The following is a 13,857-nucleotide window of genomic DNA, read 5'->3' as shown; positions in this document are numbered from 1 at the left end:
CCTGGGTTCACCTCCGGAGTGGAGGGACTATACTGCAACTTGCCCGCAACTGTGCTTACGCTGGGACGAATGTCCAAGCCGGGCCAGCATGAACAGAAACGAGGTGTTGCTGGATGCCTGGGCTGCAACTGCCAGAGCCATCGATGGAAAAACTTGAGCGCTCTCCGCTGGAGTTAGTCGTGTGTCAGATCCGGTACGAGCGGAACCTCGCAGTTACCGACACTAGGCGAGCACTTGAGGTCCAAGAAAGATTGGGGGGCAAGTACCCGGTTCTCGACCAGGCCGCCGGGATCGCCCTCAACATCTTAGGCGGTACATCGGGCATGTCTACTGCGTCTGAACAGCAGCATGGGTGGAACTTCCGCTCCACGGATGGGGCATGGACGGTGGTGCTCATGCCGGAGTTCTTCGCGCTGGAGACCCGCGCGTACACCGACTGGGCAGATTTTTCCACCCGCCTCAATGAACTCGTTCTGCTGGTGGTGTCTGCTTTCGATCCGAGCCTCGAACAGCGCGTTGGGTTGCGGTTCATCGATCGCGTCAAGGATCCGGTTATCCATTCTCCCGAGGGCTGGGAAGGCTGGATCGACGATCGTCTGCTGGGTCCCGCCCTTCACAGCGCCTTCGCACCGGCGATCAAGGCATGCCAGCAGGTGCTCCAGCTTGACGGTGGCGACGATATGGAAGTGCTCCTGCGTCATGGTTGTGTTCCAGAAGGCTCCCCTGACGATTCCGTGTGGCACTACGTTCTCGATCACGACTGCTCGCGGTCTGGTGGTAGAGCATTCTCTTCAGATAGTATCCGTAACTGTACCGAGCGCCTCCACACGCTAGCGCTGGCGGTTTTCCAAGCATCCGTTACGGAAAAGCTATTCGGATACCTGCGAGGCGATGCTTGATGCTCCAGACCACTCTTGCTCACCCCGAAGAGGACGAGGCTTTCTCGAGATTGTTCGACTTCACCCCTTTGTGCACTGCCAAATCTCGAGAGACCGTTGAGAGTGTTGGCCTTGAACGGCTACCGAAACGCTCTGTAGACTGGGGTATTTTCGGTGCCCTCATCACAGCCACAGCCGTTACAACCCAAAACTTACTCGCCGAGCGGCTCGCCGCTATCTCTCATCCGTTCAGCCAAACCACTGACGACGTTTCCGAAGGCAATTGGGTTCTGGTGCGGTCGGAACTTCCCGATGTCATCGGTGATATGCGACCGTGGACGCCGACTCCGATCGAACCAGTCATGTCGTCGCCCGCGGAGGCAGCGCTTGCAGCTGTTTCCGACATCCAGGACTGGCTGGCCATCGGCCAGGATCAAGTAGCGGCGCTAGCTGGCTACTCCTCCAGGTCCGTTAAAAATTGGCGAGAGGGCATGGACCCGTACCCGGCGACCGTGCGCCGACTCTTCGATCTTCATGCACTCCTGGGGTCATTGGACCGCGCGATGGGCACGGAGCGCGTGCGGCTCTGGTTGGCCGACACTGGACCAGGCGGCATCAGCCGACGTGAACGTCTGGCGGACGACGCAGGACTACGGTCCGTGGTCGCAGAGGCGAACACGATCCTGTTCGAAGAGCCCACAGTCGCCCTTCTTCATGCCCTCGACTTCGAGGAAGAGGGACAGCGGGTTGTTGCTCATAGTCCGGACGTCTTTTCTAGTCCTGTGCGGCGTGTGCGGAGCCGGTCTTAACCAAAGGGGAGTACCGTGATTGGAGCAGGAGTACCTGAATCGGCTAACGACTGGCCAGATGGAATCCTTTCTGCACTCCGACGATTCAGGCAGGGTGATCTCGTGGCAGACCCACCGATGGCATACCTGGCGGATCCCAGAGCACCTGTATGGGAGCAGAGCGTGCGATTTGCTAAGGAGCTAATCGCGTCCGGTGATCCAGTTATGCCCGAAGTCATCCACTTCCCCGAGGGACTCACGCCGCCCTACGGAATGATCACGACTCAAACGTGTGATCTCGTCGAGGAGGACGCCACTCCTCCTGGATGGCCCTGGGCGCAAGTCATACCCGTCTACAACATGGATGAACCGCTCAACTCGGGCGAGAAGAAGCTACTACGCGAGGGACGGTTCCGTCGCTCTTGGCTGCACGTCCCGGCGGTCACGCCTGGCTTCTACGTCGCTGACTTCCGCATCTCGTTCCCTGTGGAGAAGGGATGGCTAGTACGTCAAGCGAGGGTTGATGGGTTCGAGAGCGAAGAACTGCGCCAGCGCGTGGGCGATCGCCTTGCGCTCCTCAGCGGACGACCGGCTTTCGCGGGATCGTTCATAACCACCATCCAGGATCCATTGACCCAAGCCCTGCGTGAGTTGAAGCGGGTCGACCGAGTGGAGTTTAACCGCATGGATGAGATGGTTCCCGAGATCGGAGTGCTGATGGACAGTCGGCTCAGCCCGTCTAACGTGCAAATCGTTGTCGTTTCGACCGCACCTCTGGACGGAGCCCAGATGGAATGGTGGAGCCGATGGTGGGATAGATGTCGACAACAGGCCGCCGCGACTGGAATCACGCTACAGGCGTTGGATTTCAAGGTGCTTGATGAGAACTACTCGGCGGTCGAGTACAGACGGCTTACCCACCTTCCGCTGCCCAACGTCAGTCCAGACTGAACAATGATCCTGAAGGGCGGGACTCGAGTCCACTAGTAAGCGTCAACCCTGGCAAAATATCAATAACGAAGACCAATATATACCACGGTTCACCACCCAGGCGTTTAGCTGCCAATAAGCGCTCGGACACGACGCGGCGTTTCACAGTCGCTTGAACAACCCCCGGGGTTGACGGTTATGAAGTACAAATATTTGAGCGGCTTACTGCTAGAGGCTTCCATTTGCACGGCCCCTCCATGCTGGCCCTAGAGGTCGAGTACGACGGTCGTAAGGAGGACAGTTGATGCCGCGCTGGCTTTCTGACCAAAGCCATAGCGTAACAACCTGTTCACAGGCATCTGCTCTATTTGTGTTAGTGCTCCGGAGCCGCTGTTGACTTGATCTCTAGTGTCGCGGGTAACCGGTAACGGTAGCGCGACTGGAGATACTGACCAATGCCTGATTGTGTATTCTCGCTGAAATGTGCCACCCGTTCTCGCTGAAATGTGCCACCCGTTCTCGCTGAAATGTGCCACCCCCTAGAGGGTGCGAGAAGGACTCAGGAACAATGGATGCAAAGAGGCTGTGGCATCCTTATGTGGTGACTCAAAACCAACCACAGAAAGGATGCCACATGCCCAATAGGAGGATACCAATGAGAAAGATCGAAGAGGTACTGCGCCTCAGTGCGCAGGGCAAGAGTGCCAGGGTAATCAGCCGGGAGACGGGGATGTCTAGGACGACAGTGACGAGATATCTTGAGAAGGCAGCAGAGCACGAGATTGGCTGGCCACTTCCAGCGGGCATGGACGTACAAGCCCTGGAGCAGTTGTTGTTCGCCGCGGTTGAGACAACAAAGAGTACGCCCGTGATTCCCAACTGGCAGGAGGTGGCCACCGAGATACAGGCTCATAATCACCTGACCCTTCAGCTTCTCTGGTTTGAGTACAAGGAGCGCAATCCAAATGGGCTCAGCTATTCACGGTTCTGTGCTCGCTACCGAGAATGGAAGAAGATCAATGAAGTGGTCATGCACTTTGAGCATCGCGGCGGAGAGAAGCTCTTCTGTGACTTTGCCGGTGATACGGTCCCGATCTGGGACGACCACACTGGTGAGGTAAACTTCGCAGCTCAGCTCTTCGTCTCGGTGATGGGAGCGAGCTCCTATATCTTTGCCAAAGCGTTTGCCAACCAGAAGGCCGAGTCATGGACCGCTGGAGGAACAGCAGCATTCGAGCACATGGGAGCGGTTCCCATGTGTGTCGTTCCAGACAACCCCAAAGCGGTGGTCATCAAGCCGTCCAAGTACGACCCGGTGTTCAACGAGAGCTACCTGGAGTGGGCCAGGCACTATGAGGTGACGATTCTGCCAGCTAGACCCCGAAAGCCTCGAGATAAGGCCGCCGTTGAAGGAGGAGTCCTGATCGTTGAACGCCAGATTCTCGCCAGGCTTCGCAACGTCAGATTCTTCTCCCTGTATGAACTCAACCAGGCAATCGCCGATCTCTTAGTGGATCTGAACGCTCAAGGGTTCCAAAGGCGGGAGGGGACCAGAAAGAGCGTGTTCGAAGCTGTGGATAGGCCGGCGATGCATCCTCTGCCGGCCATGGCGTACGAATATGCGGAGTGGAAAAGGTTCAAAGTCCAGATGAACTACCACGTACGGGTCCTAGACGGCTACTACTCGGTTCCCTACGATCTGGTTGGACAGACCCTTGATGTACGGGTTACCAGAACCACAGTGGAGATCTTCTCGGCTGGAGTGCGCATAGCGAGTCACCGACGATGCGAGAGGAAGGGTCAGTACCAGACTTCTTTTGCGCACATGCCCTCGAGTCACCAGGCCCAGGCATCATGGACCCCGGCAAGGATCCTCGCCTGGGCTCGGACGATAGGGCCAAGTACCCAGGTGGTCTGTGAGACGATCATGTCCGGGAGGCACTACCCAGAACAAGGCTTTAACCAGTGCAGAGGCATCTTCAACCTGGCATCGAAGGTCTATACCCCTGAGCGAGTCGAGGCGGCATGTGAAAGAGCAATAGCGATCCATAGCCCCCTGTACAAGAGCGTGGTCTCTATCTTGAAGAACGGACTCGATGCCGTCGCACTCACGCCACCGGCTGGACCGCCACCCATTGAGCATCCAAACATCAGAGGGACCGAGTACTACAAGGCACTGCTTGCCGGGGGTCAGGAGAGCGTGACATGTTGAACAACCAGACGATGACAACCCTGACAGACCTTGGGTTAAAGGGGATGGCAGACGCGTTTCGAGAGCAGCTAGAGAGTGTCCAATACCTCGAGCTCAGCTTTGAGGAACGCTTCGCAATGTTAGTAGACCGGGAGGCAATGGATCGAGAGGCCAGAAGGCTCGCTACCCGGCTTAGAGCTGCCAAGCTCAGACATCAAGCCAGCATTGAGGATCTTGACTTTCACACCCCGAGGGGACTGGAGCGTTCGATGATCATGGGCTTTAGCTCATCTCACTGGGTAGATGCACACCAGAACATTCTGGTCACCGGTCCAACTGGAATAGGTAAGAGTTACCTTGGGTGTGCACTTGCCTACGCTGGGATTCGATCTGGCCATAGTGCACTGTACCGGAGGGCACCAGCTCTCTTTGCGGATCTAGCCATCGCCAGAGGTGATGGAAGGTATCTGAAGGTACTACAGAGCCTTTCACGCGCTGAGATACTAGTCATAGACGATTTCGGACTCACCCCACTTACGGGGAGCGAACCGTCGGATCTACTCGAGGTGTTAGAGGATCGATCTGAGCGCAAGTCGACCATCGTCACCTCACAACTTCCCGTTGACTCATGGCACGAGGCACTTGGGGATCCGACACTCTCTGATGCTGTTCTCGATCGCCTCCTGTGTAACGCTCACATTATCCAGATGAACGGGACCTCCATGAGGACAAAGAAGTCATGAGTGTGAGCCGCCCAGAACAAACCCAGGAGCCATTACGTAACGTTACGAAACCATCGTTGTCAAAGATTTGTGAGGGGCCGGGATGCGATCAGATACTGGACGAACAACCCAGAGGAAGACCGGCACGGTACTGCTCGGCCGCTTGTCGTGTAGCTGCTCATCGACGACGAAAGAGAGGACCGGTCATAGTAGAGGTGCACTTCGGTTCCGCTAGTACAAGAAATCGAAGAGAGGACCGGTCGTGGATGGTCAAGCTACGTCGCGACAACGACGAACTGATCGTTGTCATCGGTCAGACCAGAGATGGTGCACAGCGTCTCGCTAGTCGGCTCAACGATTTTCTCAACTGAGGATACAACCATCCAAGAGGAGTAGAACTCCGATCTTCAGGGTGCACAAAAATCAATCGAAAGGAGCCAATTCTCGACCCATCAGATATACACTTCAAACAGTCCGTCTCGCACCCTCTAGGGGGTGGCACATTTCAGCGAGAACAGGTGGCACATTTCAGCGAGAACAGGTGGCACATTTCAGCGAGAACAGGTGGCACACTTCGCAGGAATACGCACAAGGGTCTGGATCGCGGGATTCGTCCAGTTCTACAACGAGGAGCACCATCACTCCGGGCTGAACTTTGTGACCCCGAACCAGAAGCACAACGGCGAAGATGTTGCGATCCTCGCCAATCGAGTCAGGGTCTATGAGGAGGCCAAGGCCAAGAATCCCAAGCGATGGATCAAAGTCCAGATGATCTAGCGCACACCTCGCATGTATGTAATGCTTGTGCTATCCTTTGTACAGTTGTAGATTCAGGTGCCAATTACTTCGAGACCCACAACGATCCAGAAGCTCAGGTAAAGCGGCTGAGCAAGCGGATCGAGGCTCTCGGATTCGAGGTCACCGTAACCGAAAGGGTCGCATAGCCCTAAGGGCTCACAACACCTAGACCACTCTCGCATCGTCTGATGCTTGGGTTTTGTCGTCCTAATTTCCCCTGGTAGGAGGCATTACACTTTAGTCCTGATGAGCTAGCGCACACCACAGATGCATGTAATGCTTGTGCTATCCTTTGTACATCTGAAGAAACAGGTGCCAATTACTTCGAGAGCCACAACGATCCAACTGTTCAGGTAAAGCGACTGAGCAAGCGGATTGAAGCTCTCGGGTTTGAGGTCACCGTAACCGAGAGGGTTGCCTAGGCCAGAGCATCTCACAACGCAAAGACCAGCTCGCATCGTCGGATGCTTAGGTTTTGTCGTCCTTATTTTTCCTGGTAGGAGGCATTACACTTTAGGTAACACCCGGAACTGGGAGCCAGTCGCCTCTACGTCACTTGTTCCGACAAACCCGGATACGCCAGCATCAAAGTCCACCACTACACAGCCTGATTCGAACCTGACGAGTGCCCCATGACCGATGGATCCTCGTTGTGTCACGATAGCGTCACGATAACGTGCCCCGTCTGTGGGGATAGCTTCGGCCTATCAGGGAGAAGAACCTATTGCTCGGATGCTTGTCGGGCTCTTGCCTATCGACGACGTCGCGACATGGGAGGTATCCCACCAGCTACAGTCCCCAAGTCACGCTCACGTCGAGAGTTCACCGTCTATGTGTGCAATTCCTGCGGTGAACGATCCCTTGGAGAACAACGCTGCTCGGAGTGCCACACCTTCATGACCCGTGTGGGAATAGGAGGGTACTGCCCCTCGTGTGAGGAACCAATCGCCGTCATCGATCTACTTGAAGAGGAGGTGACACAAGCGAGAAAGTGAATCGAGGTTACTTTAACTTATTGCTACCCCAGTTGAATAGACAGCTACTAGGATCTATAACAGCCCCTTCCAGCAAATACACTGACGGCTTCCGTCACTTCCAGTTCTCTTTTCTCCCATACCATGATCCTACTAAAGCTACTGAACGCCTGTACTGGCCACCGATGATGAGCAAGGGAAATGAACAGAGGCAGGTATTCAAGGTCGATCTGACGGTCGGCCTAGGCGAGCCGATGAACTTCCAAGGTGTCGCCAGGTTGGCTCTGTTGTCCGATTGCTAGAACCCATAAGCAACGAAAGATGGAAGAAGTATCTAACCCACTTTGTGCCAACCATCACAACAAGATCCGAAGAGGATCTGGTGGGCTGGTATAAGCTCAAAATGTGTCTGGTCCAACGATCCGTAGCCAAATTGAAAGCTACCTTGTCGAGCACGAGTCTGAGTCGGCGTTCTTGCGCTCTGAGTTCTCGGCTTGTGGCAAGTCACGCTCAGGTGTAGACAATGCTATTCGTGCGATGATTGCCGATGGCCAACTCGTGAGGGTTGGCTATGGGATCTATGTCCGTTCAAAGCGCCGAATCAGCTCTATCACCGGGAACGAAATCACCGGCCCAGTCGAAGTGCCAGAAGTCTGGGTACCCGAGTTGCTCCGAAAGCTTGGCGTAGAACCACGGGCAAACAGCGCAGTGCGTGCCTATAACGAACGCAGAACCACCCAAGTACCAGCCTGGATCTGTTATGAGATAGGCAGCTCGAGGTTGCGCCGCAAGATTCGTATTGGCAAGGGGGTCGTCAAATACGAACGCAATGGTCAACTTCTAGATCTAAATGCTAACTCCAAGCGTTGATCGATCATGACCTCCACCGCCTTTGCGGTAACGGTTATGAACTCAGTATCGTCGCCGTCTGTGTAGGCTCGCCCGAGAGCGCTGATGTACTCGTTACGCTCCGAAACGCGGTACATAGCTGGTAGATATCCGAAACGCATAAGCACCAGGTTGACCAATAGCCGAGCCATTGTCCCGTTACCGCCTGTAAATGGGTGGATCCGGGAGAACTCGATGTGAGCGCGGGCTGCGAACGTGATTGGATCCTCGTTCCCTGGCCCTCGATCTAGGCGCTCAATCAACCCTCCCATCGCAGTTGGCACCGTCATCCAGTGAGGCGGGATATGAGGGGATCCCGAAATACGAATCGGCTGTCGTCGATAAGCCCCTGCGTCATGGCCACGAATTCGATCCATTACAATTGCGTGCAACTCAAGGATCACCTCTTCACTGATGGGTTTGCCAGAGGCGATGAAGTCCTCTAGCCAGAAGAGGGCATGGTGGATGTTGACTACTTCAAAGTGTTCTCTAAGGAGTTTACCGCCGACGGTCATGCGATCTTGGACGATCGTCCTGGTCTCCTCCAAAGTATGAGAGTTGCCCTCTAGAGCCGTGGTCTCATATACATAGCGGACCATAAAGTCATTGCGAAGGCCCTGTGGACTCCCTACAGACAGCGGAGGCAAACTGAGCAATTGCCTGTGCTTGGCGATCACGCGCTCAAGTACTGCTTCCATCCGAACCCTCCAAGACCCGACCAATTCGGCTAAATGTCGACGGTTGCGTAGATAGATCCTATCTTTGTGCCACCGAGAGAAACAACACCGTTATCTCCCCACATCTAGACACCGAATCTCACCTAACTCATCTCGCTCATAGAGCCTCCACCATCCAAACCGATCACGACCCTGCTTCTTTGTCGCTGGTGGTACCGCATTCAAAGCATTGACGATGGTAGTGCCGATTGTTCCTTCAAACCCAGCGTGCATGTGACCACAAAGGTGTAGCGTCGGCCTAATGGCCTCGATGAGATCTCTGGTTGAATCGTTACCGCGGCCAACACGCAGATCACTTGGCCAGTCATGGGTTAAGAGGACATCAATCTCGCCAAGACGAGACGCCTCTTGGAGTATGGTGACTACCTCCTCACGCGAGAAGTAGGTTCGAGCCCGTATCGACTCGGATCGCAGACCTGGATCAGCATTAGGGGACGATATCCCAGAAAGCCAGGCAACCTTTAGTCTGTTCTCGAGTATTGTCGCTCCAGCTCTCCCGAGATAATACACCGATAGGTCATCTCCCCAAGGAGTAGGAAAGGGTCCAGGTAATGCATCGAGAGCTACATAGGGTTCATGATTCCCACCGATGAAGTACACAGGTGAGCGGATATCTCCTTGACCAAGAGCAGAGAAGTCTCCAAGTGAACGGTACTTCTTCGGAGTATGACACCCAGCTAGATCCTCCTCGTTTCGGTGTGGCTCAGCGTCTCCCACTTGGAGGACAAGGTCAGGTAGCTTCCCAAGGATCGCTTCAGCGAGAGCTATCGCCTCAATCACACAGTCCCAGTGACCATGGACATCGCCGATGGCGAGGAAGGTTGTGCTGTTGTCGGGTTCCAGGGTTGCCATGTGATCAGTGTATGGAGCCAGAGATTCTGGACTTGCCTAAGGGTCGGCAGTGAGTGCTAACGGCCTTGAACTCCGTGTGGAATCGGTTGCTGGTAACGAATAGGTGTGATGCTGGAAGAGGCCTTTGGAGTTGCCGATTAGACATAGTCTGTCCAGCCACGACTGGGGCGATCTTTGGTGGACGCTTTTTCAGGTAACTCTCCTTGTGCAACACGGTAATAATTCCCAAGCGCATCCTTGTACGTGGCAATAAAAATGTTGCCAACTCTGTCTATATCCTTCCTTTCATGGAACGTGAAAACCTCATCAGGAAACTCGTCGTCACTCTCTTTTGATCTATCTAGTTCAAGTTTTTGGCTGCTGTTATCGCGCGCCGCGATAACAAGGTTCTTCTTGGTTCCCCAGAGACCCTGATCGCTAAAGTATCCCCAAAGCGTACACTCGAGCGCTGGCCCATTCCCGTAATTGGTAATTACGAGTTCAGCCCAACCCTTACCAGAATTACCAACACATGTAACTTGAATATTCAAGATAGCCCCCCAAACTAGTTCCCTATCTTCGCGAGCTTGTTGAGCGAGGTCGCTAGTAGCAGACGCCTCCTTCGTGGCGGCATCTGCAGCTTTCCGGGAGGCCGAAGCAGATATCCAGGTAAAAATAGCTAATACCATAGTGGCAGCCGCCATTACAAAGCTTGCCCAGTCACTCCAGCTCACAACGTATCACTCTCCAGTGCTGTGCAACCTTACGTGGTGCGTTCTTTGCAATTATAGAGCTGTAGATTGACAACGCGCCTTCGTTGATATGGAAGGATTCGCAACGCGATCGGCTTCTATGGACGGCGGATATTTCAACTGTGAGGATTGGCTGTCTCTTGTCACATGACGCGGATTCTCCGCATGGGCTTCCCCAAAGAACGCAGTGCACAGCACAACGTGCCTAATTCCGCGATCCAAGCTGAGCGTTGAGGCATAGTGCTGAGGTGATCTCCACTCCTGCAAGAATGCTTGCGCTTCCAGTCCATCGGGCAGTAATTTCGAGCCGATGCCTTAACTGCGGATACGAGCCGATCGAGCATTTGGAGCAACCGGTCGACCGCGCATCGTTCGTGGGTTTGGATGATCGCGACCCCCAATCCGGCCGGTAACATTTGGATAATAAGGGCGTTGTAGAGCAGACGGCTATTGCTGCTGGAAGTGCGTTCATTGGATCTATGGTTGGCGGTGGCTTCGCGCTGCTAGCAGGTCGTCAAGAGTGGAGGAGCTCGCTCCAATCTCGCTCTCACGAAGCAGCAGCCCGAGTTGTTAACGATCTAGGCAGTAAGCCAAGCTTGGGTCTCATTGGAAGTGTCTGGGAATATAGAGGCACTGATCGTGGCCCAGGCTTCCTAGCGTTTCGTGACTATGTGAACCAAGGGAGACACTTGTGCGATTCGGTCACGACGCCCCTTTGGGTTCTTGTTGCCGCGAACTAATGCGTGAGCTGGATCACACGGATGCGGCTCTGGAGGTGCCGTGATCGGATCGCGTTCAATGTTCTGCTCCTCAGCAATCAGAGTCTCTACTGGAATGGCTGCGACTGCCCAACCGGGTTCCTTCTCGTGAACCACATGTTCCTTTGTCAAGCCGATGCAATCTACAACTGATTGAAGATAGGCCGACATCGGCGAACCATCGCTGTCATCGGTGAATGCCGCCGCCGAAGCGCGTCGACCACCGGGAACCTTGGGATCTGAGACCACGAGCAGAGGCGGAACGCGCCGCAGCGCTCGGTCATTTGCCGCAACACTACCGAATTCGGCTCCGCATGCCACTGAAAGTTATTTCCCGAGCCCTAGTTTCATGAAGGCTGAAGCAAGCTGTTCCATGGAATCGCCAAGAGCAGCTTCGACTTCGGTGTTCGTTTCGCTATCGCGGACATAGAAAGTGTTTCCCGCGGGTCCTAGTTCGATTATGAGATCGATGACTTCGGTGTGCCACTCGATCAACAGACCTCCATCGTAGGTGGGAACAAGGTCTGGCCCAGGTGCAATGCCTGAAATCAGGTCCGATGATAGAAAATCCCGTGCCCTTGAAAGGTAGTTGCGGTCAGGAGGAATGGCATTGCAACCGTCCCACCCTGGGGCCAAACGTTCCAATTCGTTCAAACGATCGGACACCGATACACTCCACCAACAAGCTTGTTGCATGCTCTGATCGTGTACCGATCCTGCATCCGACAAGTAGATCTCATAAGTCGAGGGAAACGTTCGGTATTGTGCAGGCTGAATCCTGTCGTCTGTCAGTGTCCCTCCTCGATAGGGCATTGGAGTCACCGTTTCCTTTCCCATAGCAAGTCCTGAGCCGTTTCTGTCGTGACGGCTGCGAACCCGTTAACAATCCATTCGTGCGCCAATCGGAAAAACCTAAGCATACCGTCACGTCCTGAACCAAGCGGTGCGCCTTGGGCCACCAACTGCAGCTGAATTATCGGAGAGCGATCGTCTAACCGAAATCCCTGTGTAGCCTGGACCCGTAGCCATCCTATGTCTTGGCCCTCGAGACTTATACGGTATCGAAATGCCAATTGTCCGTCTTCTGGGTCCGGCAAGAATTCAGTCGTTTTGCCCGCCAATCGGATCACCCTACTGAGTTCACCACCTTTCGTCTTGAGATCCTCCGGGACGATGTGGTTGATGTAAGTCAGCTCACACATGGTCACTGCCAACGACGTGTCCGCTGTACTTTGGACGAACTGCGAATAAGAATCCCAAGTCTTGAAGAAGAACTCCTCGTTGGCTGAGTAATGTGGGTATGACACATTGGTTGGTGATCCCTGCCAATTGCAGGCGAGCCAGTCGCGCTGGAGCTGAACCAGTCGTGCCTTGTCCTCGGATTGAAACCACAAACGCACTGGGGGTGTTCCGGCCAGAAGAGAAAGCGCTGGAGCGATGGACCCCACCGGGTTAGAAGACCCTATCACCGATACAGGGGGATGCTCTGTGTGTATAGGAAAGTCATCGTCGAGATACTCTATGCCAAATTTTGCCAGGTCTACCACCGAGAGTGCCGACGGCCCAACGACAACCGCAAACACAACCTCAACCACAGGAGGTTTGGTATACTCGGGCAGAACAGAACCGGTGTTGCTCATACGACCGTTAGACGCCTTTTCGGAGACCCAGCAGTGAAACCCAACACGTCTTCTACATTACCACGGTCCATCAGGTAATGCGTTGCCGACGCGGAAACCCGCTTGCTGAATTGGAGCGTTACTGGACTTGACCAAGTTCAAAGGCCGACTTCACACGAACCTAGTCCCTAATATGGCGTTTCTGGTCCCAGGTTTCTGAAGCGTACCGTTCCTATCGTGGCTCATGGGGAGGTATGACCCAAACATAATGATGCATATCTACCAGGGCCTTTACCTTCCAGAATCCGCCAAAAGTGACGCGGCGTCACATTGTTGACTGCCCTTTGCCCCCGTGATCTTGAGAGACAACTCCATCTGCAGCGTAACTCGCCTTGTTCTAGAGAGCGAGGATCAGGTCAACGACATGGTTTGAATCCGCGATCTGCATAGTTGACATGAACTCCTTTAGCCCCTCGACGAACTCCTCGGGATGGCCGTCCCTGAGATGGTCGACCAAGATCCGATAGACCTCGCTGGCGGCATCCCGCCATGCCTGGATACATTCCAATAGCCATCCCCGCACGGGAGAAGTCAGATGGGCTGAGTGCATTGAGCCACTCAAGCCGCCAATCGAGCTTTGCCAGTATTGATTCGATGTTTGCCATGTCTCTCCTTTGCTCGCAGTGAACCTTCTACCCTTATGTATTTCCCAGGAGATGGGGAGCTCAGAAAAATTCGCATAACCCGAGAGACCCCGAGCATGACGTCTACCTCGACTCGATACACTGAGCCAGTTTCTTGGGCCAGCCTTGTCTCTAGTTAGTAAGCGGCGTTACATCTTTGGGAACGGTCGTTTCAAAGAAATGAGATGACGACGGATGAGCCTGCGAATGCTCGCCTTTTGCCCTGATGCAACGCAGCGGACGGGAGGGCCGGCCATCGAAAGTTGTGGGGCGCTCTCCCGTTTATCTCCAAATTCGGCGCCCGGTTG

Annotated in this window: 15 protein-coding genes; 8 read left to right on the top strand and 7 right to left on the bottom strand. The window is 54.5% G+C overall.

All coding sequences use genetic code 11. The features are described 5' to 3' along the window. Nucleotides 1–113 precede the first annotated feature (113 nt). The 8 genes from FEAC_RS09455 to FEAC_RS09415 all read left to right on the top strand — a co-directional run bounded on the left by FEAC_RS09455 (nucleotide 114) and on the right by FEAC_RS09415 (nucleotide 8,151). Nucleotides 114–899, top strand: coding sequence for a TIGR04255 family protein (locus FEAC_RS09455; RefSeq protein WP_035391455.1), 786 nt, complete (start codon nucleotides 114–116; stop codon nucleotides 897–899). Beyond that, nucleotides 899–1,687 (top strand): hypothetical protein, encoded by a 789-nt coding sequence (locus FEAC_RS09450; protein WP_035391457.1) that lies wholly within the window; start codon nucleotides 899–901, stop codon nucleotides 1,685–1,687. The genes FEAC_RS09455 and FEAC_RS09450 overlap by 1 nt, the downstream gene beginning before the upstream one ends. Before the next feature lie 15 nt (nucleotides 1,688–1,702). Next, nucleotides 1,703–2,617, top strand: a complete 915-nt coding sequence (locus tag FEAC_RS09445; protein WP_035391459.1) for a hypothetical protein — start codon at nucleotides 1,703–1,705, stop codon at nucleotides 2,615–2,617. A gap of 634 nt (nucleotides 2,618–3,251) precedes the next feature. After that, nucleotides 3,252–4,808, top strand: a complete 1,557-nt coding sequence (gene istA, locus FEAC_RS09440; protein WP_052566158.1) for an IS21 family transposase — start codon at nucleotides 3,252–3,254, stop codon at nucleotides 4,806–4,808. Continuing rightward, complete coding sequence (gene istB / locus FEAC_RS09435) at nucleotides 4,802–5,530, top strand: IS21-like element helper ATPase IstB (RefSeq protein WP_052566157.1); 729 nt, start codon at nucleotides 4,802–4,804, stop codon at nucleotides 5,528–5,530. Before istA ends, istB begins: the two co-directional genes overlap by 7 nt. A 474-nt stretch (nucleotides 5,531–6,004) precedes the next feature. Further along, entirely contained in the window at nucleotides 6,005–6,286 is a 282-nt protein-coding gene (locus FEAC_RS09430; RefSeq protein ID WP_052566156.1) for a hypothetical protein, read from the top strand. After that, nucleotides 6,262–6,453 (top strand): hypothetical protein, encoded by a 192-nt coding sequence (locus FEAC_RS09425; protein ID WP_052566155.1) that lies wholly within the window; start codon nucleotides 6,262–6,264, stop codon nucleotides 6,451–6,453. Before FEAC_RS09430 ends, FEAC_RS09425 begins: the two co-directional genes overlap by 25 nt. A 1,233-nt stretch (nucleotides 6,454–7,686) precedes the next feature. Continuing rightward, a complete protein-coding gene (locus FEAC_RS09415; protein WP_052566154.1) occupies nucleotides 7,687–8,151 on the top strand; it encodes a hypothetical protein in 465 nt (154 codons plus the stop codon). Here the strand turns inward: FEAC_RS09415 and FEAC_RS09410 are convergent. The 7 genes from FEAC_RS09410 to FEAC_RS15590 all read right to left on the bottom strand — a co-directional run bounded on the left by FEAC_RS09410 (nucleotide 8,115) and on the right by FEAC_RS15590 (nucleotide 13,434). Next, nucleotides 8,115–8,867 carry a Fic family protein gene (locus FEAC_RS09410; protein ID WP_052566153.1) on the bottom strand — a complete coding sequence of 251 codons (753 nt, stop codon included), beginning with the start codon at nucleotides 8,865–8,867 and terminating at the stop codon, nucleotides 8,115–8,117. The genes FEAC_RS09415 and FEAC_RS09410 overlap by 37 nt on opposite strands. A gap of 90 nt (nucleotides 8,868–8,957) precedes the next feature. Next, nucleotides 8,958–9,758, bottom strand: a complete 801-nt coding sequence (locus FEAC_RS09405; protein ID WP_052566152.1) for a metallophosphoesterase — start codon at nucleotides 9,756–9,758, stop codon at nucleotides 8,958–8,960. A 137-nt stretch (nucleotides 9,759–9,895) separates the two neighbouring features. Continuing rightward, on the bottom strand, nucleotides 9,896–10,426 hold the full coding sequence (locus FEAC_RS09400; protein ID WP_152623170.1) for a hypothetical protein: 531 nt from the start codon (nucleotides 10,424–10,426) through the stop codon (nucleotides 9,896–9,898). Between the two features lie 716 nt (nucleotides 10,427–11,142). Further along, nucleotides 11,143–11,568: a hypothetical protein gene (locus tag FEAC_RS09395; RefSeq protein ID WP_035390973.1), complete on the bottom strand. Its 426-nt coding sequence runs from the start codon at nucleotides 11,566–11,568 to the stop codon at nucleotides 11,143–11,145. 6 nt (nucleotides 11,569–11,574) lie between these two features. Next, on the bottom strand, nucleotides 11,575–11,913 hold the full coding sequence (locus FEAC_RS09390; RefSeq protein ID WP_152623169.1) for a hypothetical protein: 339 nt from the start codon (nucleotides 11,911–11,913) through the stop codon (nucleotides 11,575–11,577). 152 nt (nucleotides 11,914–12,065) lie between these two features. Next, nucleotides 12,066–12,887 (bottom strand): TIGR04255 family protein, encoded by an 822-nt coding sequence (locus tag FEAC_RS09385; RefSeq protein ID WP_035390968.1) that lies wholly within the window; start codon nucleotides 12,885–12,887, stop codon nucleotides 12,066–12,068. Nucleotides 12,888–13,263: 376 nt separating this feature from the next. Further along, a complete protein-coding gene (locus tag FEAC_RS15590; protein WP_156099309.1) occupies nucleotides 13,264–13,434 on the bottom strand; it encodes a hypothetical protein in 171 nt (56 codons plus the stop codon). Nucleotides 13,435–13,857 lie beyond the last annotated feature (423 nt).

Source organism: Ferrimicrobium acidiphilum DSM 19497 (assembly GCF_000949255.1).
Classification (GTDB): Bacteria; Actinomycetota; Acidimicrobiia; order Acidimicrobiales; family Acidimicrobiaceae; genus Ferrimicrobium; species Ferrimicrobium acidiphilum.
The sequence above is the reverse complement of the archived record's forward strand: the minus strand, read 5'-3'. Positions and strand labels throughout refer to the sequence as shown.